We start from the raw sequence: 19621 nt of genomic DNA, 5'->3' as shown, positions 1-19621 counted from the left end.
GGCTACATCGGTGGATCCAGCGCGGCAGTCATCCGCCGCACCTCCGCCTCGGCCGGGTGCCGTGCCGGATCCGTGGTGTCGGTGGAGGTGGCCAGGTACAGCTCCCACTCCTCGTCGGCGTTCGGGTCCGGCGGCGGAGGCAGCGGAGGTTCCTGGTGGCCGCCGACGCAGGCGGGGAGCTTCATGTGCGGCTTGAAGGCGTGCAGCGTGTTGATCCAATCTGCCTCGGCGAGCTCGCGTCCCGGTGTCTTCTCGCCCTCGTAGGTGCGCAGCCAGCCCACGTAGAGGGCGGTGAGCATCTCCCGTACCCAGCGGTGCCGGTACCAGCAGGGAGGGATCTCGTTGTGCAGCTCGGCGGTGTGGCGCAGCCATTCCACCCAGGTCCGCAGTTCGCGCAGCCGCGTACGGCGTTCGGGGGGTTCCATGGCCGACCACACCCAGCGCCTCGGCGGGGGCGCTTCGGTCTGTGCCGGCGGCACGGCGGGCCACAGAGCCGCCGGGTTGTCCGGGAAGTCAGCCACGGCCACCCACCTCCCCCGTCGCGGGGGCCGCTTCCTTGTCCGAGGTCGTCGGCCTCTTCCCGGTGGCTGGGCGGGGTGCTGACAGCAGCCGCTTGAGGTCGCGGTCGCGGAAGGTCAGCCGCATCCTCACCTTGATCGGAGGCTGGTTGGAGTACTGCGCGATCGCGGTGAACTCCTTCAGCTGCTGCAGGGAGTGGACCGGCGCGAGGTCGGTCTCGGTGGGTGAGGTGTTGGTCGTGAACTCGCCGCGGGAGCGGCCGTGCGAGGTGCGCAGGGTCTCGGTGCGGCCGTACAGGCCGGAGAAGTACCGCAGGGTCTCCAGGTCGCCGCAGCCGGGCAGCAGCATGCGCAGGCCGCTCGCGGACAGCACGGTGTTGGCCTTCTGCACGCCGAGCCGGTCGCGCAGCTGGGACAGGTCGTGCCACACCGTCAGCACGACGATGCCCATACCGCGGCCGGTGGTGAGGATGTTGGGCAGGCGCGGATAGCGGAGCATGTTGCCCGCCTCGTCGACCAGCACGCCGAGTCCGGGGGCGAGGGGCTTGCCGGTGGCGTTGTAGGCGGCCTCGGCGCCGTGGATGATCGAGGCGATGATCGAGGTCAGCAGCGGGGCGAAGCGTTCCGCGTCGGCCTCGGACGCGATCAGGCACACGGTGCCGTTCCTGTTCAGCAGGTCCTCGACGGTGAAGTCGGTGCCGGCGCAGGTCTCGCGGACCTCCTCGTCGGCGTAGACGCGGGCGAGGACGTTGAGGCTGAACTGGATGGAGCCGATGCCGTCCTCGTGCAGGCGCAGCCAGGGGGAGGCGTAGTCGTCGGCGACCTCGGTGAAGCCGTGCTGCTGGAGCACGGAGCGGACGTGGTCGACGGCGTCCTTGCCCAGGGAGAGCCAGCGGCGCATGGCGTTGATGCCGCCGCCGGAGAGGTTCGCGGCGAGGAGCACGCCCTTGAGGACGCTCTTGGCCTGGTCGATCCAGGGCGCGGCCCGCTTGCTGTCCCCGGACGCCGACGATTCGGCCATCCAGGCTGCCATGCGGTCGGCGGCCTTGGCGTCGGTGCAGTACTCCACCGGCGACCACCTGTTCGTCTCCCGGCCCGGGATGCCCGCGGGAGCGATCACCCAGACCGGGCCGAGGGCACGGCGGCGGGCGTGGATGATGTCGAGGTCGGCGGCCTTGGTGGTGGTCACCACCAGAGGGCCCTGCCATTCGGCGGCGTTGGGCAGGACCAGGCCGGTGGTCTTGCTGCTTCCGGGCACGCCGAACACGGTCGCCGAGATGTTGGGCTGCGCGGCCACGACCGCGCCCGTGTGCGTGCCGCGCCCGGCGGTGATGCGGTTGGCCCGCCGGACGGGGTCCTGCGGGGCCTTGAGCCTGCGCTCGACCTTCGCGCCACCCCACTGCGCGCCGCCGGTGGACCCGCCGCCGAGGTTCAGCTTGGTGACGGCCTTGAGCAGGAGCAGGAAGAACGTCAGCAGCAGCACCGCGACCAGCAGGTAGAACAGCCAGCCGGGCGGGGCCGGGGTGAAAACCGAACCGGGCCCGTCGACCACGGCGCGCAGTACGGTTTCCGGCAGGCTCACGCCGGAGCGCGCCCAGCCCCGCCCGGCCAGCAGCGCGGCCAGCGGTCCGGCCAGCAGCACCGCCCCGCCGAGAGCGACGGCGAGGCCCGCGCCGTACGCGGCGAACAGTGTGCTGTCGTCGAGCCCGTTGCCTGCGGGCTTGCCGGCCACGTCTAGAGCACCATCTTCTCGTCGGTCTCGAAGAGCTGTTCCTCGGTGTGGGAGAGCATCAGCTGCACGGCGTGCGAGCCTCCGCCGCGGCCGACCTTCCACAGGGCACGGCCGCGTTGTCCCGCGCCCCAGGAGCCGATCAGGTCGCATTCGGCGTCAGTCAGGCCGATCGCCTCGCGAGTGATGGCCAGCGGGCGGGTGTCCTGGGCGAGCTGGATGCGGGTCTCGCACGAACTGATGAGGTCCTTGGCGATGTTGACGGCCTCGGATCCGGCGGCGCCGACCCCTTCGAAGTCGCTCAGGCGGTGGGTGGCGAGGATCTGGATGGTGCCGCTCGCGCGGCTCAGCCGCAGGTCGGCGTCGATCTTCTTGACCTGGGAGGCCCCGCCGGAGCGCATCTGCCGCCACAGCTCGTCGCGCACCACGATCCACGGCCGGTTGCCGGGCCGGTCGATGGCGGCCTGCGCCCAGGACGAGACGCAGGTGAGGACCATGGCCACGGTTTCGTCGCCGTACTGCTCGAGGGCGGAGATGTCGACGCTCTGGACCGGGGCGTCCCAGTCCAGGCCGATGCTGGTCCGGTCGTCGAAGAGTCCGGCGACGTGACCGTTGACCATGGCGCCGAGAGCGGAGCGGATGGATTCCATCTGTTCGCGGGCCCGCTGCACCTCGCCGTCACGCACGCGCAGCTCCGCGGCCATGGCGTCCGTGGGGTCGCGCAGTCTGTCGTAGACGAGTGGCAGCGTCGGCGTCTCGAGCCGGGTCCGTCCGTGCAGTTCACCGGAGACCTCGCGTACGGCGATGTCGAGGGCCTCCTCCTCCTGCGGCAGCAGGTTGCGGCGCAGCTGCAGCTCCAGCAGGGCTTTGAGCAAGGTGAGCCGCCGGCGGTGGATCTCCCTGAGCCGGTTGTTCAGCTCGCCCGGGTCCTTGATCCTTTCCAGACCCTGGCCGAGCGGCCCGGCGTCCAGCGGGTTGACGCGGCCGGGCAGGCCGGGGCCGAGCCGGACCGGTTCCACGCCCAGGTGGCGGCAGAGAGCGGCGTACTCGCCCTTGACGTCACCGGCGATGAGGGTCCGGTGGCCGAACGCCATCAGCCTGAAGCACAGGGCCTTGATGTGCGCGCTCTTCCCGCTGCCGGGGATGCCGGTGATCATCACGTTGGGGTTGGTGCACAGCCCCTCCTTCACCCACACCGCCGGGTGCGCGCTGAACGCCTCGGTGGTCAGGGTGTTCTGCCCGATGTACGCGCCCACGGGCGGGAGGGAGGCGGCGTGCAGGAACGGGTAGGCGCCCGCGGCGTTGGCGGTGTCGGCGCGGACAGCCTCGACACGGGGCAGCGCGGCGGCACGCCCCGCGTACGCCTGCGCCCAGCCTCTTCTCGGCGCGATCCTCATCACCGTCGCGGAGTCCTCCAGCAGTCGCGCGCGGCGTCGGTCGCGGGCGCTCGGCACCGTCGGCGACGCCTGCGCGGACCGCTGTTCCAGGCCCGCGTTCCTGCCGAACGCGGACTCCTTCAGCACGGTCGCGCCGGCGTCGCGACGCTTGAACGACAACGGCAGCGGCATCAGAACCCGATCCTCCGGTCCGGTAGTCCCTGTCCCAGCGGCAGCGCGGCGGCTGCGAAGCCGACGTCCTGGGCACCCCACATGCGGCGCAGCTCCAGCCCGGAAGCGGCCGCGTCCGCCTGCAGTTCGGCGCAGGCGGTCTCCAGCTCGCCCGGGTCGGTGACGGTGACGGCGAGCACCGCGGTCAGCCGCACCACACCCTGTCCGGAGGCACGGGCGACGTCCTGCGCCCTGGCCTTCTGGGACTCGAGCAGCTCGTCGGCGGACTCGTCCTGACCGGTCTTGGAGCGCAGTTTGCGGGCGGATTCCCGCTTGGCCTTCTCGCGGGCGAGGTCCTGGCGGGCCCGGCGCGGTCCGACAGGCTCGTAGACGATGCTCAGACTGCGGCGGGCGTTCTGCCGTGGCCGCAGAAGCGGCTGCAGGAAGGTGGCGTACACGTCCGCCTGCGGCCAGGTCCGGATCTGGTAGGAGACGGTCCACGCCCCGTCGTGTCGGTAGGTGCCCCAGTCGGTCTCGGCATGCGCGGGTCCCGCCAGCGCGGTGGCCACGCCCGGCTCGAGGCCCTGCCAGCCCGGCGCCTGGGCGGCGGCGTTGCGGGTGGCGAGCATCAACTGCGCCTCCGGGTCGTACGCCGTGCGCACCACCTGGGCCAGGGTGCGCGGGGCGAGCCACTCGACGACCTGCAGGCTCGCCGAGGACAGGGAGCTGTGCATCGCGTGCAGTTCGCGCACCAGGACCGCGGCTGCGCCGACCTGGCCGCCGCCCGCGCCCTTGACGGCCAGCCGGGCCCTGGGCGCGGACAGGGTGACCGAGAGGTAGGTCTCGCGGGTGGTGGCGGCCGGGCCGGCGCCTTCCATCAGCTCCGTGAGGGCGGCGACGGCCTCCTTGGGGGCGTCCGCTGCGACGTGCCGGTCGGTCCAGGAACGCAACGCCGCCCCGTCGCCGGGCAGGCACCGCTGGTGCACGGCGATCCGGACGATCGGAGAGTCCTCTGTGCAGAAGCCGCGCAGGAAGCCCGCCCACGCCGCGACCCGGGCGGTCTGCCGGTCGCTGTCGATGAGCGCCAGGCCGGGGAAAGTGATCCGGGCCACGGCCGTGTACGTGCCCGCGACGGGATCGTGGGAGACGCCGAGGGTGCCGCCGAGGCCGTCGGGGGCTTCCAGGAAGCGGAGCCGGGCCAGCACACCGGGCAGGTCCATCGGCTGCTGCCCGGTCGTCCTCGAGCGAGGTGCGAACGCTCCGGACCGGAAGATGTTGCGCCTGGTGGCCACGTTGATCTGATGCCTCACTGCGAGAAGGATCCATTCGTCGGCGCTCAGGCCCAGCACCCGCCCGAAGGCGAGCGCGAAGAGCACGGCGGCCGACGGCACGCAGACGAACGCGGCCGTCCAGCTGCCCAGGTTGACCGGTGTGAGCAGGAGGACGCATCCGCCGACGACCAGGGCGAATCCGGCTCCGGAGAGCCGCCCCATGAACCCGCTGCGCTCGGACTGCCATCCGCCGTAGGTGACGGGGGTGGAGCGGGACATCGGCTATCCCTCCCTCGGTGACGGGATGTCGGTGTTCGGCGGGCCGGTGATCAGGGGCGCGGTGTCCGGCCGCGGCTGTGGTGCCTGCTCCTGGACGGCCGGAAGGAGGCCCGCCGTGTCGGGGCCGCGAGGCGGGATGACGACGTGACGGCCGCCGGGCAGGGCGGAGTCCAGTCCGGCGTGCGCGGCGGTGTTGGCCACGCCCGACTCGAGGGTGTCCTTGCCCACGGACAGGACCTGCAGTCCCAGGCCGAGTGGTCCGGTCACCCGGGTACCGAGGCGCCCTCCGGGCCCCTTGGTACGGGCCTTGAGCGACTCATTGGTCCAAAAGCCCCCGCTGGTGTGCGCGTTGGAGCCGCTCGCCTGGATCTGCGTGTTGTCCCGCTCCAGAGCACGTGTGTAGGCGGGGCCACCGCCGACGGCACCCGCGCCGCCGAGTTCCGGCCGGTAGCCGCCGCCCATCGATGCGGCGGATGAGCCCAGGGAACTGATCAGTCCGCCTGCCATGGAGGCGCCGGCACCGAGCGCGGAGAAGGTCATGAACTTCGCCAGGACGGGCCAGCACAAGCACGCCATCAGGAAGATGACCAGGCCCACGATCACGTTCTGCATGCCTTCGCCCTCGGCGAGGGCGAAGAAGCCGATCGAGAAGCAGAAGACGATCACCGGCTTCATCAGGATGAGCGCCAGCAGCGCGTCGCGGGCCTTGGGCCACCAGTCCTTCGTGGCGTCGGACATCTGGCCGACCAGCACGATCGGCATGGTGGCGACCAGGATCATGATTCCGGCCTGCCTCAGGATCATCTCGATCCACAGCGCACCGATGGCCAGGATGCACACGATGCCGATGATGATCACCACGGCGACGGCGGCCGCTGCGACGCCCTGGCCGGTGACCAGTGCCCCGCCCACGGTGGCAGTGCCTCCGCCACCGATGATCAGGCCGCCGAACAGCTTGCCGAACTGGGTCTTCATGGCCTCGTCCGCGCCGGCGCCTTCACCGCCGGCGAAGGAGTAGTCGATGATCCAGGTCGAGATCGCGTCGGACAGCTGCAGCGCCGTGGTGGTCACCGTCCAGTACGCGGCGGTGATCAGCGCCCACTTCGCCAGGCCGAAGACCGCCGTCGCCGCGTGCTCACCGCGGTGGCTGACGGACACCTTCCCGAACTGCAGCAGCAGGAGGAATACGGCCAGTACCGCGGACAGCGCGGTGGCGATGCCCATCGGGTCACTGATGCCGGTGCTGCCGAGGTCGATGCTGGAGGCATCGTTGAAGATGTCGGCGAACTGCTCGAGCAGCCAGACGACGGCGTTGCCGATGTACTGCGCCGCTTCTTCCAGGGCGTCGCGGGCCAGCCCGGAGACCTTCTCGCCGACCCAGTCGCCCAGTGTCCGCCCGCCCACCGGGCCGTGCTTCTCGTTGGCCTCGTCCTTGCAGGAAGCGAGCGACGAACCCTTGTCGACGCACTTGTCGAGAAACGTGAACCGCTTGTCGAAGTCGGCCCGGTCGAGCTCGCCCTTCTGCACCAGCGCGAGGTTGGTCCTGCGCCACTTCTCCAGCTTCTTCTTCTCGACCGCCTTCCATTCCTCGTCACTGCATTCCGGCGACTTCTCGCCGCCCGCGTTCTCACACAGTCCGACGGTGCCCGGCATCTCGCCGGCTTCCGGCATGCGACAGACGCTGTCGTCGTTGATCTCGTCGTAGCGGCAGTAGCTGCCCTGCTTGTCGATGCCGCAGGGTGCGCCGCCACTCCAGTCGACCGGACACTGCTTGCCGCTGTCGGGTCCGAAGTCGAGGTGGTACTTCGGGTCGTCCTTGGCCGGCGCCGCCGGAGCGGTGCTCAAGCCGGTGCCCAAGCAGATCAGAAGGGCGGTCAGCACGAGGACGGAACGGGACAGGAAGCGGGATGATCGCTCAGTCCGCATGCCTCACCTGCTGCCAGCCGTCGGACCAGGAGACGTGGGAGTCGGGGAAGTAGGCACGAGGGAAGGAGCGCTTCTCCCGGTACTCGGGTTCGTCCGTGATCTTCCAGGCGCCGTTCTGCCACTTCAGCAGCAGGTCGGTGTCCTCGTCCTTGAGCGGTTCGTCGTCCGGGCTGCCATCGGCCTTCGTGGCGTACCGGTCGTAGTTCATCCAGATCTGTACGACCTTCCCGCCGGTCCCGGCCAAGGATGTCGCCCGGACGGCGTTGACCGTGGTGCTGAAGGTGATCCCGGCAGGTGTGCCGCCGGACGGGGGAAGGCCGACCTCCTCGCGCAGCCTGCGCACCTCGGAGACCTGCTCGTCGGCATATCCATCGGCATCCGGGGAGGTGATGGCCTCGAGTTGCTGACGGGCCTTCTGATCGTCGAGGAAGGCGTACTCCTCCCAGAAGTGGACGGCGGTGGAGATCGCCCCGACGGGGCCCTTGGAGAATCCGGTGGACAGCCCGTCCTTCTGGCCGGTCGGTTCCTCCAGGACGAGTGTGCGGGCCTTCTCCGGGGTCATCGCCGTTTGCCGGCTCCCGGAGGGGGCCGCCGACTCGGCCGCGGTGGACGCGGGCACCGATGTGCTCGGGCGGTGGTCGTCCCCTCCCAGCACGGTGGCCGCGGTCACTCCCCCGCCGGCCAGCGCACCCACCACCAGAATGCCCAGCCCGGCGAGCGTGAGCCGGGCCCTGCGGGTCTTGCCGTCGCTCACGGGCCCTTCCTCACTTGCCCATGGTGTAGAAGGTGGTCACCAGCGCAGCGGTGACCCCGATGCCGCCGGCTCCGAACAGGCTCCAGAGGATGGCCTGCTTACCGCGTGCGGCCAGGGCAGCTCGTTCACTGTTGTGTCCGACGGCGACCGCGGCCCAGCCGAGCAGGCCGCCCAGGACGGCCGCCGCCAGACCGAGTCCCGCGGTCCAGTTCAGAAGGGACTGCACCGGCTTGTCGACGTCCTTGGGCATCTCCGGGACGACGTCGGGGACCGCGTCGGCAAGGGTGTGCCACTGCGGGTCGGCGGCGACGGCACTCAGGCCGGCCAGGATCTGACTCATATCCGATTCCTCGTCAAGAAGCAGTGACGGCGGGGGTGACCGGAGCGGGCTGCGGCGCGTCCGGCAGCGGATCGCCCCAGGCGACACGTGCCGCGGCCAGGACGGCTCCGGTGAGTTGAGCGGCGGCCTGCAGGGTGCGTGAGCGCAAGCGGGCGGCAGCCAGGGAGCGGGCGCGGATCTGCGGGTCGTAGGGCACGTGCACCACCGCAGCGGTGAGGGAGGTGAGCATGGTCGCCGCGGCTCGTACGGCAACCGGCGGGCGGCCGTGGCCTGTCGCGACCAGGGCGACGACGGTGCGTCGGAGCGGCAGGCCTTCGGCGTGCAGAACCATGACCGCCTGCTGCAGGCTTCGCACACCCTGGGCGGTGGCGTTCGCGCACAGGACGGGCACCGCGTACGGCAGGTCGTACCAGCCGCGGGTGTGCCCGGTCCCGCCAGTGCTGCGTGCGGTGAGGACGTCGTGGGCAAGTGGATGGGCGGTGTCCGCGACAACGACCTGCCAGCCGCCGAGAGCGGCCAACTGGTACCAGGCAGCGGGGACTTCGGGCAGAGCCAGAGGCTGAGCGTGCCACTCCCGCCCGTCGGACAGAACGTGCCAGGAGGAGCCGCCCGCGCCGGCGCCGACGGCACACGCCTGCTGGACTGCGGACCGGGTCAGCGGCCGGTCCGGGGGCAGCGCTGCGAGCCCGCCCGCCTGCTGCTCGGCGAACCGGGCGGGCCAGGCAGACGTCAGCCGAGGAGCGAGGTCCAGGACCACCGTCGAGCCGCTCGCGGCCAGCCCGGCAGCCAGGAACCCTGCGACCGTGGTGCGGCCACTTCCGCCGGTGGCGGCCATCACCGGCACCGACAACCGCGCGTTCAGGGGCAGCTCAGGGACGGCTTCAGCCTGTTCACGCACCATCCCCCACACCCTCCACAAAACATTCGCACATGCTAATTTCCCGCACGGTGGCCCACTTTCACCACCCTCGCAGCGAACCCTACACGCGCAACCGACACCATCGACCATCAAGGAACTTGCGTCACCCTGGCGAGGAATAATGACACATCGTCACGCGTCGTCACGCTACGATTCACCGTCCGACTCTCATCCCGGAGTCTGAATTTCAGATTTGAGGGAGCAAATCTGAGCACAGGTCAAGAGGGGGCTCCGTGGCAGGCAAGGCGGTCAGGCGGGGTCTGCTGACCCTCGGACTGGGATTCGTGATGACGCCGGTCACGCTGGGGCTGAGTGTGGTTCTGCTGGTCACCACGTTCGACGAGGACGAGGGCGGCGATTTCGGCAACCTGGTCGGCGGGCTGCGGATCGGCAAGAACGGAGTGCCCGCTCAGTACGCGCCGCTCATCCTTCAGGCAGCCGCCGATTGCAAGGAAGGGTTGTCACCCGCGGTGCTCGCCGCGCAGCTCAAACAGGAGAGCGACTTCAACCCTCACGCGCAGTCCAAGGACGAGAACGGCGATCCCCTCGCGAGCGGCATCGCCCAGTTCATCCCCGGCACCTGGAAGACATGGGGGGTGGACGGCAACGGCGACGGCAGGAAGGACGTGTGGGACCCCGAGGACGCCATCCCGGCACAGGGCCGGCTGATGTGTTCCCTGCTGAAGAAGGGCAAGGCACACCCGCAGTACAACGGCTCCCCGATCGAGCTCGCCCTCGCCGCGTACAACGCGGGATGGGGCCGGGTCGACCAGTACAGGGGCGTACCGCCGTCCTCGTTCGCCGGCGGCCAGACGTATCACTACGTGCAGCGCATCCTGCGGATGTCGGCCGACTTCGCCGCCCCGGCGTCGAGCGAGGACGGCAGTCTGCCCGTCGGGTACGAACTGGCCGAGGGAACACCGCAGGAGGTACGCGTGGCCGTCTCGTGGGCGCTGAAGCAGCGAGGAGGCTGGTACCGGCTGGGCGGCGACTGCACCGACGCCCTGGGCCAGGACCCGGCCCGCTGGTGCGACTGCTCCTCGTTGATGCAGCAGGCCTACCGGGCAGCCGGAGTGAGCATCCCGCGGACCACGTACGCGCAGGTGGACGCCGGCAGGCAGGTCGACATCGACAAGCCCAAACCGGGCGACCTGGTGTTCAACCCCGGATCCGACGGTTCGGACGCGAGGCCCGGGCATGTCGGCATGTACATCGGCAACGGCCTGATCATCGAGGCGCCGCGTACCGGGGTGAGGACCCGGATCGTCACGTACGAAAGCTGGCGCAACAGCACCAGCTACCTGACCCGCATCACCGAGGTCCGCCGGGTGGTGGACTGGTGATTCCCGATCCCCCGCAGGAGGGTGCGACCATGTCCGAACCGCTCTACCGCCCTTGGGGGACGGTGACACCGGAGTTCTGGACCGCACCCGCACCCGGGCTCGCTCCCGAGACGCTGCGCGCCCGGCTCGTGCAGGTGGCCGAGGTCGCCCGCACCGGGAACCTGGCTGACGCCACCGCCCTTGCCTCCCGGCTCGACCAGGACGTCACCGCCGAGCACGGCGACCTTCACCTGCACACGGTCCAGGTCCGCGAAGTACGGGGCTACCTCGCCGCCCTCGCCGGCGACCATTGCTCGGGCCTTGCCTGGTACCTGCACGCTGCACAACTGCGCGTCACCGTTCAGGGTCCCGGACACCCCGACGTCGAGGCGGCCACCCGCCGCGCCTACAGCCTGTGGCAGGCGATGCCGCCGCAGGCCGACCGGCAGCGCCTGGGCACCGACCTGCTGACGATCGCCAGCGACATCCACGGCACCGGCTCCCCGATCGTGCACCGCATCCGGGAACGGCTGTACGCCGTCGCTCTGCCGTCCACCACCATGCCCGAGCCGCTGAAGAGGGCCTGATCCTCCTCCCGGACCCCGGACCCCGGAACTCGAACTTCCGGTCAACGACGCGGTCTCAGCGCGGAAAGCAGGCTGCAGCCCATCCGCGTGGGCCGGTTGCAGATGGCGGAGGCGTGGGCTCGTCCTTGCGGGTGCGGGGAGCAGAAGGACGTCGCCGAGACCCGCGCCAACGCCGAGGGGCCAACCCCGCGGGCGCGGGGACGACCTCTCCTCCCTGGGATCCCGTATCGCCGGCGTTGAGCTACCCCCGCGGGCGCGGGGACGACGGCACGGGCGGCCAGGTGACCGTCACCAAGGGCGAGCTACCCCCGCGGGCGCGGGGACGACTGCACGAGCATCGCGCCGGCGACGTCGACCGTGGAGCTACCCCCGCGGGCGCGGGGACGACCCCCGAGTTCGAGGGCGAGTTCCCCACCCTCGGGAGCTACCCCCGCGGGCGCGGGGACGACCGGACCGCCCGGCACATCAGGTACCCGCCGCCGGAGCTACCCCCGCGGGCGCGGGGACGACACATAGGCGATCCACTCGAAGTTGGTGGAGAAGGAGCTACCCCCGCGGGCGCGGGGACGACCAGACCGACCCCGAGAACCCCGGTGAGTGGCTGGAGCTACCCCCGCGGGCGCGGGGACGACCCGCCGCGTAGACGTCGGCGGTGCCGCGCTTGCGAGCTACCCCCGCGGGCGCGGGGACGACTCGCTCCCGGAGGCCGAGGGCCGGGTGTTCCACGAGCTACCCCCCGCGGGCGCGGGGACGACGGGCCGTCGTAGCTGACCGAGACCTCGGCGACCGAGCTACCCCCGCGGGCGCGGGGACGACGACGCGGGCACCAGCACGGCCACCTGCCTCCCGGAGCTACCCCCGCGGGCGCGGGGACGACTTGTCCAGCGGCGGCTGGGCGTTCGTGGGGACGGAGCTACCCCCGCGGGCGCGGGGACGACGACTCCGGCGTCAACATGACGCTCAAGGCCGCGGAGCTACCCCCGCGGGCGCGGGGACGACAGAGCGATGGTCTGGCGGCGGGCGATCGCGGAGGAGCTACCCCCGCGGGCGCGGGGACGACGATCACCAGGCTGCCACCGCCCGCGGTGAGCCCGAGCTACCCCCGCGGGCGCGGGGACGACATCGCGGACCCCGTAGAGGGGTCCCGGGTGTGGGAGCTACCCCCGCGGGCGCGGGGACGACGTGCTGTCAACGCATCACCGAGAGGAGCGTACCGAGCTACCCCCGCGGGCGCGGGGACGACACTTTCTGACCTGCGGTGTTGTCAGGTGGGCAGGTTATTTTGCTTTACCTCGTTCGCGGGTCGCCAGGGCTGTCCGTTCTGGCGTGGGCGAGCCATGAGGGTCAGGCCGTCGAAGTCGACGGGAGTCCAGCGGTTGCGGCCGGCGGTGCGGGCGGTCCAGCCCTGTTCCGTGGCAGCGGGTTCGATCATGACGGCCTGGCCGTCGTGGATGCGCTCGGCGAGGAGGTTCCAAAGACGGTCTCGGATGCGAGGGTTGGGGTTGCCGACGTAGACGCCGGCGGCCACTTCTACGAACCAGCGGGTGAGGTGTCCCCGGAGCCCGGGTGGGGCCGCGATGAGCACGACCACGGTCGTTCCGGCGCTCACGGGGCTGTACCTGCGGAGGTGGGCTCGGCCGGTTCGGGGATGATGTCGAGGTGGTGCGTGGCGCTCCAGTTGCGGCCGCTGCTGACGACGGTTTCGCCGTCGTCCCAGAGGGCGCCGAAATCCTCGTCCGGCAGGTCGCCGCCGTCAGGGACGAGGAGTCGCTTGATGTCGGTGACGATGCGGGGCAGGAGTTTGCCGTGGACGGCGGCGTCCCTCAGGGCAGTACGCGCGTCGCGTTCCGAGGTAAGGCCCTTTGCGGTGAGGTCGAAGGCGAGGGGGATGGTGAACTCGGCTTTGTAGAGGTCGGCGATGTCCAGGACGAAGGAGAGGGCGTTGCCGGTGTGGACGAAGCCGAGGGCCGGGCTGGCGCCCAGCCCGGTGATGGCTGCGTGGCAGATGCCGTAAAGGGCCGAGTTGGCAGCGGACAGGAGCCGGTTGACGTCGTCACCGGCGGCGAACGCGTCACCTGGTTTGTAGTCGCGTTTGGTCCAGGGCACTCCGGTCCGTTCGGCGTGCTGGGCGTAGAGCCTGCGGATGCGGGTGCCCTCTCTGCCGCGGAGTTGTTGAAGGGTCAGGCCGGTGGTGTCTTCGCCTGGGAAGCGCATGTCGTACATGCGGCGGGCGACGGCGACGCGTTCCTTGGGGCGGGTGACCAGCCAGGCCTGACGCAGTTGGAGTTGGCAGCCTCGCGCGGTGCTGGTGCCGGTGGCGTACAGGCGCACGCCCTGCTCGCCGACCCAGCACACGGCAGTGCCGGAGTCGGCGAGCAGGGTGACGGCGGGGTGGGTGATGCGGCTGCCGGGTCCGATGAGGAGGACTGCGAGCCAGGCGGCCGGGACGTGGACGGTGCGTGCCTTGTTGACCAGAACGATGGCGTTGTCGTCTCGGTCGATGTGGCAGCGTTCGGCGTAGAGGCTGGTGATGCGGTCCTCGAGCCGGTGGACGTCCTGTGGCCCGGTCCGCCACCAGGGCTCAGCCATGGTCTGCCTCGTTGGTGCGGAGCGGGGCGAGGGTGAGCAGGCCTTGTCCGTAGCCCTTGGCGGGGCCGATACCGCTGAGGAGGGTGGCACGCAAGGTGTCGGGGTCGGTGACGCGGAGGCGGCCTTCGAAGGTGGCGGTGGACAGGGTGACGCGGGGCCCGTCGGGGCGCTTGCGGAAGCGGAGGATGTCGCGGCTGACGACGGTCACGGCGGGTCCGGCGGACAGGTCTTGGTTCTGGGTCTGCAGGCCTGGGGCGGGAGGTGCGGCGGTGGCGTCGGGGATGGCGAAGCCGTGGCGTTCGCACCGTTTGAGGAGCCACTCGAGTTGCTGGGCGGCGGTGCGGTGGGCGACGCGGAAGCCGCGGTGCCGGCTGCCGTCATCGGCTCCTTCCTTCATGCGGGCAGCCTGCTGTTCGCTCGGCCGGCTGGGCCTGGCGACGTTCTGGACGGGGTTGGCGGTGAGGCGGAAGCCGAATTCGCGGCCGCGGGCGAGGCGTTCGAGCAGCGGCGTGTAGTCGGCGACAAGCGGGTTGCCGCCGTCGGCTCCGGGCCAGCCTGCTTCGTCGACGAGGTGAGCCCAGGAAGGGCGGCTCTCGGTGAGGACGAGGATGTCGGCCCGGTGCGGGGTGTTGTTCTCCAGGCGCCACAGGACGCGTTCGGTGACAGGTTGCACAGCCAGTCCGGACAGGACTGCGGCGTGCAGGCGGTGCGGGCTGGAGAGCAGGGCCACGGCGGCGCGGCGGCGCGGGTTGAGGGCGATCTTCGACAGGTAGGACATGTGGTCACCAGCCCAGGAGGGCGAACGGATCGTGGCCGGACTGTCCGGCGCCGCCGGTGTCCGGTGCGGGTTCGGCGGGCTGCGCGTGGCCGGTGGGCACGGTGACCCAGAGGTGGCGCACGGCACGGCGGCCGAAGGTGGTTCCGGTCTTGAGGTCGTAGGTGTCGGGGACGTCGACGGCGAGGTGGTCGCCGGCCGGGTCCTCGACGGTGGCCTCCAGGGACACGGTGGCGTCCTGGACCTGGCTGCGGCGGTGGCTGCCCGCCTGCCACGGCACCTGCTTCAGCACGTCCTTCAGCCCTGTATCGGGCCGCAGCCCGAGGCTGACGGGGCCGGTGGGCGGGCAGGAGCGGCGGCCGAGGGAGAGTGGGAAGACAGGGTTGCGGACGGCCTCTCCCAGGCTCTGCATCAGGGTTTCCGGGCCGCGGAGGGCGGCGACGAAGACGGCGTCCTGGAGGTAAAAACGCTGGGTGACGCCGGTGTACTTGGGCGGGGTGGTCCTGGTCTGCTGTCCCTTGGCGTTGGCCTTGGCCGACAGCAGCGGCAGCCCGCGGTAGTCGCTGTAGGTGTGGTAGTCCCGCAGCAGCGTGCCGGGCTGGTCGACCCGGACGCCGAGCTGCAGGCCGAGCAGGTCGGTGAGGGAGGCCTCGCGGTCGCGGCCCTCGGCCGCGGACAGGAGTCCCAGGATGCCGGACTTGGTGGGCTGGGGACGCGTTTCGCGCCGGTTGTAGCGGGAGGGTCCGCCCCAGGACTGGAGCGGGGCGGCCAGCCGCAGCACGAGGACGGCCTGGTCGGTGCCGGTCATCGGGCGCCGCCCTCCGCGGTCTCGGCAAGCGCGTTCTCGCCACCGGCGAGCCACTTTCCGACCAGGTCGTCGACGGCGTCGAGCAAGGCGGGGAAGGGCAGGGAGGAGCCGAAGACTTCGGTGATCTTGTCGCCTTCGGCGGTGTAGGTGGCCAGGGTCCGCAGCGGCTTGTCGCCCCAGGTCTCGCCGACCGCCTTGAGCTCGTCAGCGAGCCGCACCACGGATTCCGAGGCCAGGCCGGTAACGCCGGTGACGGGCTCCTCGTAGGCGGAGACCAGGTTCACAGGCTGGTCGGCGCGGACGGTGAGCAGCACGAGGTGGGGCAGGGTGCGGTGGGCGAAGGAGTTCTGGTGTCCGGTCGGCATGGACCGGGCGAACGCGTCGACAAACCCGACCGCCGTCCTGCGGGTCTCCTCGGCATCGGTGAGGTTGTCACGCAGCTGGTGCACGCCCAGGACGGCGTAGCGGTACAGGGTGGAGGAGTTGAACTCGACGGTGCCGATCATGCCGGCGCCGTGGTCATCCGTGTTCTCGTCGTCGACCGCGGTGTAGTAGTCGAACTCGGTGCGCACGGCGTGGGTGGACAGGGCGTGCGCGACCTGGACGGAGGCGTCCACGTTCAGGGCGGGCAGGTCGGCGACCATGCGGCCGAACAGGGCGACCTCCGCCGGGTGCCCGGTGGACAGCGTCTTGACGACGGAGAGCTTCTTCACCTCGTTGTTGAGGTCGTCGTCGGGCAGAGCTGCGAGCTCGGCGGCTCGGCCCTCGAGCAGCCGGACCAGGTCGTCGAGCTGCTTCTTCCCGAAGAACAGCAGGTAGGCGGACTGGTCGTCCTTCTTGGCGGACTTGGTGATGCCGAGCGGCTCAAGCAGGGCGGCGGCCAGGCGGTCGGCCGGCTCCTTCGCGAGACCGGCTCCGCCCTTGTCGACGGAACAGGCAAGGCGCTGGGCGAGAAGGGTGGCAATCCGCTTGGTGCGGGTGGCCCGGTCGGTCTCCGGCACGTGCTTGGCGTACTCGGTGCGGGTGGCCCGCTTCCATGCCTGAGAGGAGACACGGGCGCGGCGTGCACCGCCGTAGACGGCCTGCTTGGGAGTTCCGGAGTCGTCCCGGTTCACATTGGACGGCGGCAGGCTCTGCAGGATGTGGACCTCGACGAAGAGGGTGGGCTGGCTCATGGCATGGCTCCTTTAAGGCATGGGGCACCGCTGAGGCGGCACGCAGGGATGAGGGTCGAAGTGGTGGCGTACGCAGGTTCCCGATGTGCCGGGAATGCCGCGCGCCAAGGCGGGCCGGGTGGCGGTGACGTCAGGAGGTCGCCATGGCGTGGAAGTCGCGGTCCCAGTTCTGCCGGAAGGACGCGGCGGCGTCCGGACGGCGAGGGTCGTCCCAGGCACGCAGGGCGTCGCGGAGCAGGTCGTAGTCGAGTCCGACGCAGGCCTGGTTCAGCAGCGGTACGAAGGATCTCAGATGCATGACGAGTTCGTCGGCGTCGGCGGAGGTGAGCAGGACGCCGAAGCGCCGCTCCAGCGCCGTGGTGGCGCTCTTGCCTTCGCCGTCGGTGGCCGCCTTCTTGGCGAGCAGGCCGGCAGCGGTGCCCGGGCTGTTGCCCGCGATGTGCATCCGACGGACGACGTGCGTCTGCTGGTGACGGGCGAAGAGGGTGAGGGCCGCGTGCTCGGCCGCCAGGTCCCGCGTGAGGGCTCCCTTGTCGCGCCACGCGAACTCCATGCGGGTGCGGTGGAACGCCCACATGGCGGCCACGGTCCCCGCCTCGCGCCCGATACCCGAGCGCAGCGCGGCCAGTTCCGCACCGGCGGCCCCGCTGCCGGGTTCGAATGTCGCCCAGTACGGTGCGGGCTCGCGGTCGGCCCCGGCGCCTTGCTCGTCCTCGTCGCTGCGTGGGACGGGGGTACCGGGGTCGGTGTACTGCAGGCCCCAGGCCCGCAGCGTGCGGTTCCTGCCCGGCCCGTCCCACCGGGCCAGCTCATGGAACAGGCGGGTGTAGTCCAGGCCGATGCTCGCCTGCAGCAGCAGCGGCACGAGCCGCTGCAGGTGCTGTGCCAGTTCGTGAAGGTCCTGGGCAGTGGCGGCCGCGGTCAGCCGCCGTTCCAGAGCGGTTTGCGTCAGCGCTTCGCTTCGCCGCAGTCTCAGGCACGCGGTGCCCAGCCCAATGCCGGGCTGGTGGACGGGTTCGGACGCGGCGTGCTGGTGCAGACCGAACAACGTCAGTGCGTAGTGCTCAGCGACGTACGAGTCGGGAAGACGGTCCACGCCCTCGCCCGGGAGGGAGATGCGGTGGACGGCCCGCATGGGCGCGACGGTTCCGGCCTCTCGGCCCACGCCGTCACGCACGGCCCTGAGGCTGCGTACGACGTACTCGGAGAATTGCGGACGTCGTCCTTCACTCCGGTTCGACTGCCAGTCCCTGACAGCCTCCTCCCAGAAGAACTGCCGTGCGCGGCCCGCCCAGGGACGCGTATTGCCAGTGCTGGTGCTGTGGAGAGACGTCATGCAGCCGCCTCCTTCGTCGTGGCGCGGCGTTCCTTCGTGGCCCGCTCCAGAATCTCGGCGATCTTCGCCCGGAAGACGCCGATGGCCTTGCCGCTGCGGTACACGAACTCCTTGTCACCGTTCCTGACGGTGCGGCCCACGACGGCACGCGGCGGGGCGGCCGCAAGCAGCAGGCCGGCCTCCCGGTTCGCGGCAATCTGCACGGACTGTTCCCAGGCCAGCCGGGCGCGCTCAAGGAGATCACCGTCGTCCTCCCCGACGGTCCGCAGCCCGACGAGAAAGCGGCGCATGGTCCGGTCGAGGGAGTGCAGAAACTGGGCGGACGGCCGGCTGCCCTTGTCCCTGGGCAGCGGATCACCGCCCGAGGCGCGCCGCAGGTCGTTGTTGAGACCGTCGAGCGCCCTGGCCACCCGGTCGGCCTGGTCGACGCACTCCAACAGGGCTTCACGCAGCCACTCGTCCTGGGCGAGCAGTGCGTTGACGGGCAGGGGCAGGTCGTCGCCGATCGCGTTCTCCACCACGGCGGACTGCGTGCCGTACTCGAGGCCCGAAGTCTCCACACCGAGCGGGTACCGCTGGGAAAGTACCTGGTCGGCTTGGAGATCGCCGATCTGCCGCAGCAGCAGCGACGTGTAGGGCCCGTCGCCCTGCTCGGGCAGGGACATCGCCAGGAGGGTGCTCAGTCCCTGCCAGGCCGCCCGGCCCGAGGTATGCCGACGAGGCCGCTGGTGCGGCTGGCCCTTCTTCGGTTTGGCCGTGTGCTGCCACGCGGTGTGTGGTTCGTACTGGGGAGTCCGCGCCAGCCGGTCACCGGCGGACACGATCACCCGGTTCACCCGCAACCCCTGCTCCGTTTCGCAGGTGAACAGCCGCACCCTGCGCGCCTGGAAGGTCAGCAGATCCAACAGCCCACTCGTCGGGCGCTCCGACCAGGTGGGGGCGGCCGGCGACTTGCAGCCGAGGCTCGCCGGACGCTCGTCCCAGGCCCACTGCGGCCGGTCACCGGCCTCGAGGCCGTCGGGCAGCACCGGCGTGTTCAGCAGCAGCGTCTCGTACAGCGTCGCTCCGGTGGGGACGACGACACCGAGCTGGCCCAGAGGCCCGGTCGGGTTGCCGGTCGTCTTGCCGTTCTTCGCCTGCGGGTCGCCCTCGGCGCCGGTCTTGATCGACGCCGTGTCCCAGCAGTGCACATGCAGCAGCCACAGCAAGGCGTCGCCCGGCGTCAGCAGCAGCTCGTCCGCCTCACACAGCGCACTGAACAGGGGCACGTTGTTGCCCGACGCCACCGACGGCACCAACTGCGCGGCGGACTTCGTGTCCCCGTTCAGCGCTTTCAGCTCTGCGACCTGCCCGAACGGGCGCTCCGTGTCGAAAAGCCGGAACCGGTTCCCGTAACGGCTGGGGCCCAGGTACTCCCTGAGGCGCGTGAGTTCCTCCTCGGAGAACTTCCCCCGGCGGAACCGTTCCCCCCACTCCTGCCGGCTCCGCGGCACCCCGAGGGTGTCGAACGTGATCGGCAGCAGCAACTGGCGGAGCACCACCGGCAGCATCGAGTGCACCGGCAGTTCCAGGCGCCGGATCCTGTGCGCTTCGGATAATGCTTCCAGCAGGCCGACAGCCTTCTGGAAGCCGTCACAAACGACGACAGTAAGCCATGCCTCGTGGACGAGGTCTCCCTCGCTGGCCATGGCGGTCCCCCCTCCATGTGCTGAATGTGCCGCGTCGTGTCCCGCGAACACGGCGACG

Annotated in this window: 17 protein-coding genes and 2 CRISPR repeat arrays; of the genes, 2 read left to right on the top strand and 15 right to left on the bottom strand. The window is 70.8% G+C overall.

Translation table 11 applies throughout. The features are described from left to right. Positions 1-2: 2 nt before the first annotated feature. The 8 genes from AC5L3C_RS37505 to AC5L3C_RS37470 are packed head-to-tail and all read right to left on the bottom strand — an operon-like array spanning position 3 to position 9265. On the bottom strand, positions 3-521 hold the full coding sequence (locus AC5L3C_RS37505) for a hypothetical protein (protein WP_493653663.1): 519 nt from the start codon (positions 519-521) through the stop codon (positions 3-5). Then, on the bottom strand, positions 514-2250 hold the full coding sequence (locus AC5L3C_RS37500) for a type IV secretory system conjugative DNA transfer family protein (RefSeq protein WP_493653661.1): 1737 nt from the start codon (positions 2248-2250) through the stop codon (positions 514-516). Before AC5L3C_RS37500 ends, AC5L3C_RS37505 begins: the two co-directional genes overlap by 8 nt. Before the next feature lie 2 nt (positions 2251-2252). Then, complete coding sequence (locus tag AC5L3C_RS37495) at positions 2253-3815, bottom strand: putative type IV secretion/conjugal transfer ATPase (RefSeq protein ID WP_493653660.1); 1563 nt, start codon at positions 3813-3815, stop codon at positions 2253-2255. Then, on the bottom strand, positions 3815-5344 hold the full coding sequence (locus AC5L3C_RS37490; protein WP_493653658.1) for an SCO6880 family protein: 1530 nt from the start codon (positions 5342-5344) through the stop codon (positions 3815-3817). Before AC5L3C_RS37490 ends, AC5L3C_RS37495 begins: the two co-directional genes overlap by 1 nt. Before the next feature lie 3 nt (positions 5345-5347). After that, positions 5348-7270, bottom strand: a complete 1923-nt coding sequence (locus tag AC5L3C_RS37485) for a TrbL/VirB6 family protein (protein WP_493653657.1) — start codon at positions 7268-7270, stop codon at positions 5348-5350. Then, on the bottom strand, positions 7260-8024 hold the full coding sequence (locus AC5L3C_RS37480) for a hypothetical protein (protein ID WP_493653655.1): 765 nt from the start codon (positions 8022-8024) through the stop codon (positions 7260-7262). Before AC5L3C_RS37480 ends, AC5L3C_RS37485 begins: the two co-directional genes overlap by 11 nt. Positions 8025-8034: 10 nt before the next feature. Next, the gene (locus AC5L3C_RS37475) at positions 8035-8364 is read right to left on the bottom strand and encodes a hypothetical protein (RefSeq protein WP_493653653.1); all 330 of its coding nucleotides are present in this window, start codon (positions 8362-8364) and stop codon (positions 8035-8037) included. A 13-nt stretch (positions 8365-8377) separates the two neighbouring features. After that, on the bottom strand, positions 8378-9265 hold the full coding sequence (locus tag AC5L3C_RS37470; protein WP_493653651.1) for a hypothetical protein: 888 nt from the start codon (positions 9263-9265) through the stop codon (positions 8378-8380). Positions 9266-9516: 251 nt separating this feature from the next. On the opposite strand from AC5L3C_RS37470, the gene AC5L3C_RS37465 reads away from it, so the two are divergent. Together AC5L3C_RS37465 and AC5L3C_RS37460 are read left to right on the top strand one after the other, a co-directional pair. After that, positions 9517-10626, top strand: coding sequence for a C40 family peptidase (locus tag AC5L3C_RS37465; protein WP_493653650.1), 1110 nt, complete (start codon positions 9517-9519; stop codon positions 10624-10626). Between the two features lie 29 nt (positions 10627-10655). Then, the gene (locus AC5L3C_RS37460; RefSeq protein WP_493653649.1) at positions 10656-11192 is read left to right on the top strand and encodes a hypothetical protein; all 537 of its coding nucleotides are present in this window, start codon (positions 10656-10658) and stop codon (positions 11190-11192) included. Between the two features lie 177 nt (positions 11193-11369). After that, positions 11370-11885: a CRISPR direct-repeat array (repeat unit 28 nt; unit sequence GAGCTACCCCCGCGGGCGCGGGGACGAC). A gap of 94 nt (positions 11886-11979) precedes the next feature. Continuing rightward, a CRISPR array of direct repeats spans positions 11980-12435; the repeat unit is 28 nt; unit sequence GAGCTACCCCCGCGGGCGCGGGGACGAC. A gap of 21 nt (positions 12436-12456) precedes the next feature. On the opposite strand, the gene cas2e is transcribed toward AC5L3C_RS37460, so the two are convergent. The 7 genes from cas2e to casA all read right to left on the bottom strand — a co-directional run bounded on the left by cas2e (position 12457) and on the right by casA (position 19563). Next, on the bottom strand, positions 12457-12801 hold the full coding sequence (gene cas2e / locus AC5L3C_RS37455) for a type I-E CRISPR-associated endoribonuclease Cas2e (RefSeq protein ID WP_493653647.1): 345 nt from the start codon (positions 12799-12801) through the stop codon (positions 12457-12459). Next, positions 12798-13781, bottom strand: coding sequence for a type I-E CRISPR-associated endonuclease Cas1e (cas1e, locus tag AC5L3C_RS37450; protein ID WP_493653646.1), 984 nt, complete (start codon positions 13779-13781; stop codon positions 12798-12800). Before cas1e ends, cas2e begins: the two co-directional genes overlap by 4 nt. Further along, positions 13774-14559 (bottom strand): type I-E CRISPR-associated protein Cas6/Cse3/CasE, encoded by a 786-nt coding sequence (gene cas6e / locus AC5L3C_RS37445; protein WP_493653644.1) that lies wholly within the window; start codon positions 14557-14559, stop codon positions 13774-13776. Before cas6e ends, cas1e begins: the two co-directional genes overlap by 8 nt. Positions 14560-14563: 4 nt before the next feature. Next, positions 14564-15364: a type I-E CRISPR-associated protein Cas5/CasD gene (cas5e, locus tag AC5L3C_RS37440; protein WP_493653643.1), complete on the bottom strand. Its 801-nt coding sequence runs from the start codon at positions 15362-15364 to the stop codon at positions 14564-14566. After that, positions 15361-16539: a type I-E CRISPR-associated protein Cas7/Cse4/CasC gene (gene cas7e / locus AC5L3C_RS37435; RefSeq protein WP_493653641.1), complete on the bottom strand. Its 1179-nt coding sequence runs from the start codon at positions 16537-16539 to the stop codon at positions 15361-15363. The genes cas5e and cas7e overlap by 4 nt, the downstream gene beginning before the upstream one ends. A 130-nt stretch (positions 16540-16669) precedes the next feature. Continuing rightward, positions 16670-17875, bottom strand: coding sequence for a type I-E CRISPR-associated protein Cse2/CasB (gene casB, locus AC5L3C_RS37430; RefSeq protein WP_493653639.1), 1206 nt, complete (start codon positions 17873-17875; stop codon positions 16670-16672). Continuing rightward, a complete protein-coding gene (casA, locus tag AC5L3C_RS37425; RefSeq protein WP_493653638.1) occupies positions 17872-19563 on the bottom strand; it encodes a type I-E CRISPR-associated protein Cse1/CasA in 1692 nt (563 codons plus the stop codon). The genes casB and casA overlap by 4 nt, the downstream gene beginning before the upstream one ends. Between the last annotated feature and the right edge of the window lie 58 nt (positions 19564-19621).

This window comes from Streptomyces speibonae, from assembly GCF_984686075.1.
The sequence above is the reverse complement of the archived record's forward strand: the minus strand, read 5'-3'. Positions and strand labels throughout refer to the sequence as shown.

Excerpts from the sequence above, each read along its gene's own strand:
- AC5L3C_RS37495 (WP_493653660.1), bottom strand. The coding sequence starts at position 3,815 with ATGCCGCTGCCGTTGTCGTTCAAGCGTCGCGACGCCGGCGCGACCGTG.
- AC5L3C_RS37490 (WP_493653658.1), bottom strand. The coding sequence starts at position 5,344 with ATGTCCCGCTCCACCCCCGTCACCTACGGCGGATGGCAGTCCGAGCGC.
- AC5L3C_RS37485 (WP_493653657.1), bottom strand. The coding sequence starts at position 7,270 with ATGCGGACTGAGCGATCATCCCGCTTCCTGTCCCGTTCCGTCCTCGTG.
- AC5L3C_RS37475 (WP_493653653.1), bottom strand. The coding sequence starts at position 8,364 with ATGAGTCAGATCCTGGCCGGCCTGAGTGCCGTCGCCGCCGACCCGCAG.
- AC5L3C_RS37470 (WP_493653651.1), bottom strand. The coding sequence starts at position 9,265 with ATGGTGCGTGAACAGGCTGAAGCCGTCCCTGAGCTGCCCCTGAACGCG.
- AC5L3C_RS37460 (WP_493653649.1), top strand. The coding sequence starts at position 10,656 with ATGTCCGAACCGCTCTACCGCCCTTGGGGGACGGTGACACCGGAGTTC.
- cas1e (WP_493653646.1), bottom strand. The coding sequence starts at position 13,781 with ATGGCTGAGCCCTGGTGGCGGACCGGGCCACAGGACGTCCACCGGCTC.
- cas6e (WP_493653644.1), bottom strand. The coding sequence starts at position 14,559 with ATGTCCTACCTGTCGAAGATCGCCCTCAACCCGCGCCGCCGCGCCGCC.
- cas5e (WP_493653643.1), bottom strand. The coding sequence starts at position 15,364 with ATGACCGGCACCGACCAGGCCGTCCTCGTGCTGCGGCTGGCCGCCCCG.
- cas7e (WP_493653641.1), bottom strand. The coding sequence starts at position 16,539 with ATGAGCCAGCCCACCCTCTTCGTCGAGGTCCACATCCTGCAGAGCCTG.
- casB (WP_493653639.1), bottom strand. The coding sequence starts at position 17,875 with ATGACGTCTCTCCACAGCACCAGCACTGGCAATACGCGTCCCTGGGCG.
- casA (WP_493653638.1), bottom strand. The coding sequence starts at position 19,563 with ATGGCCAGCGAGGGAGACCTCGTCCACGAGGCATGGCTTACTGTCGTC.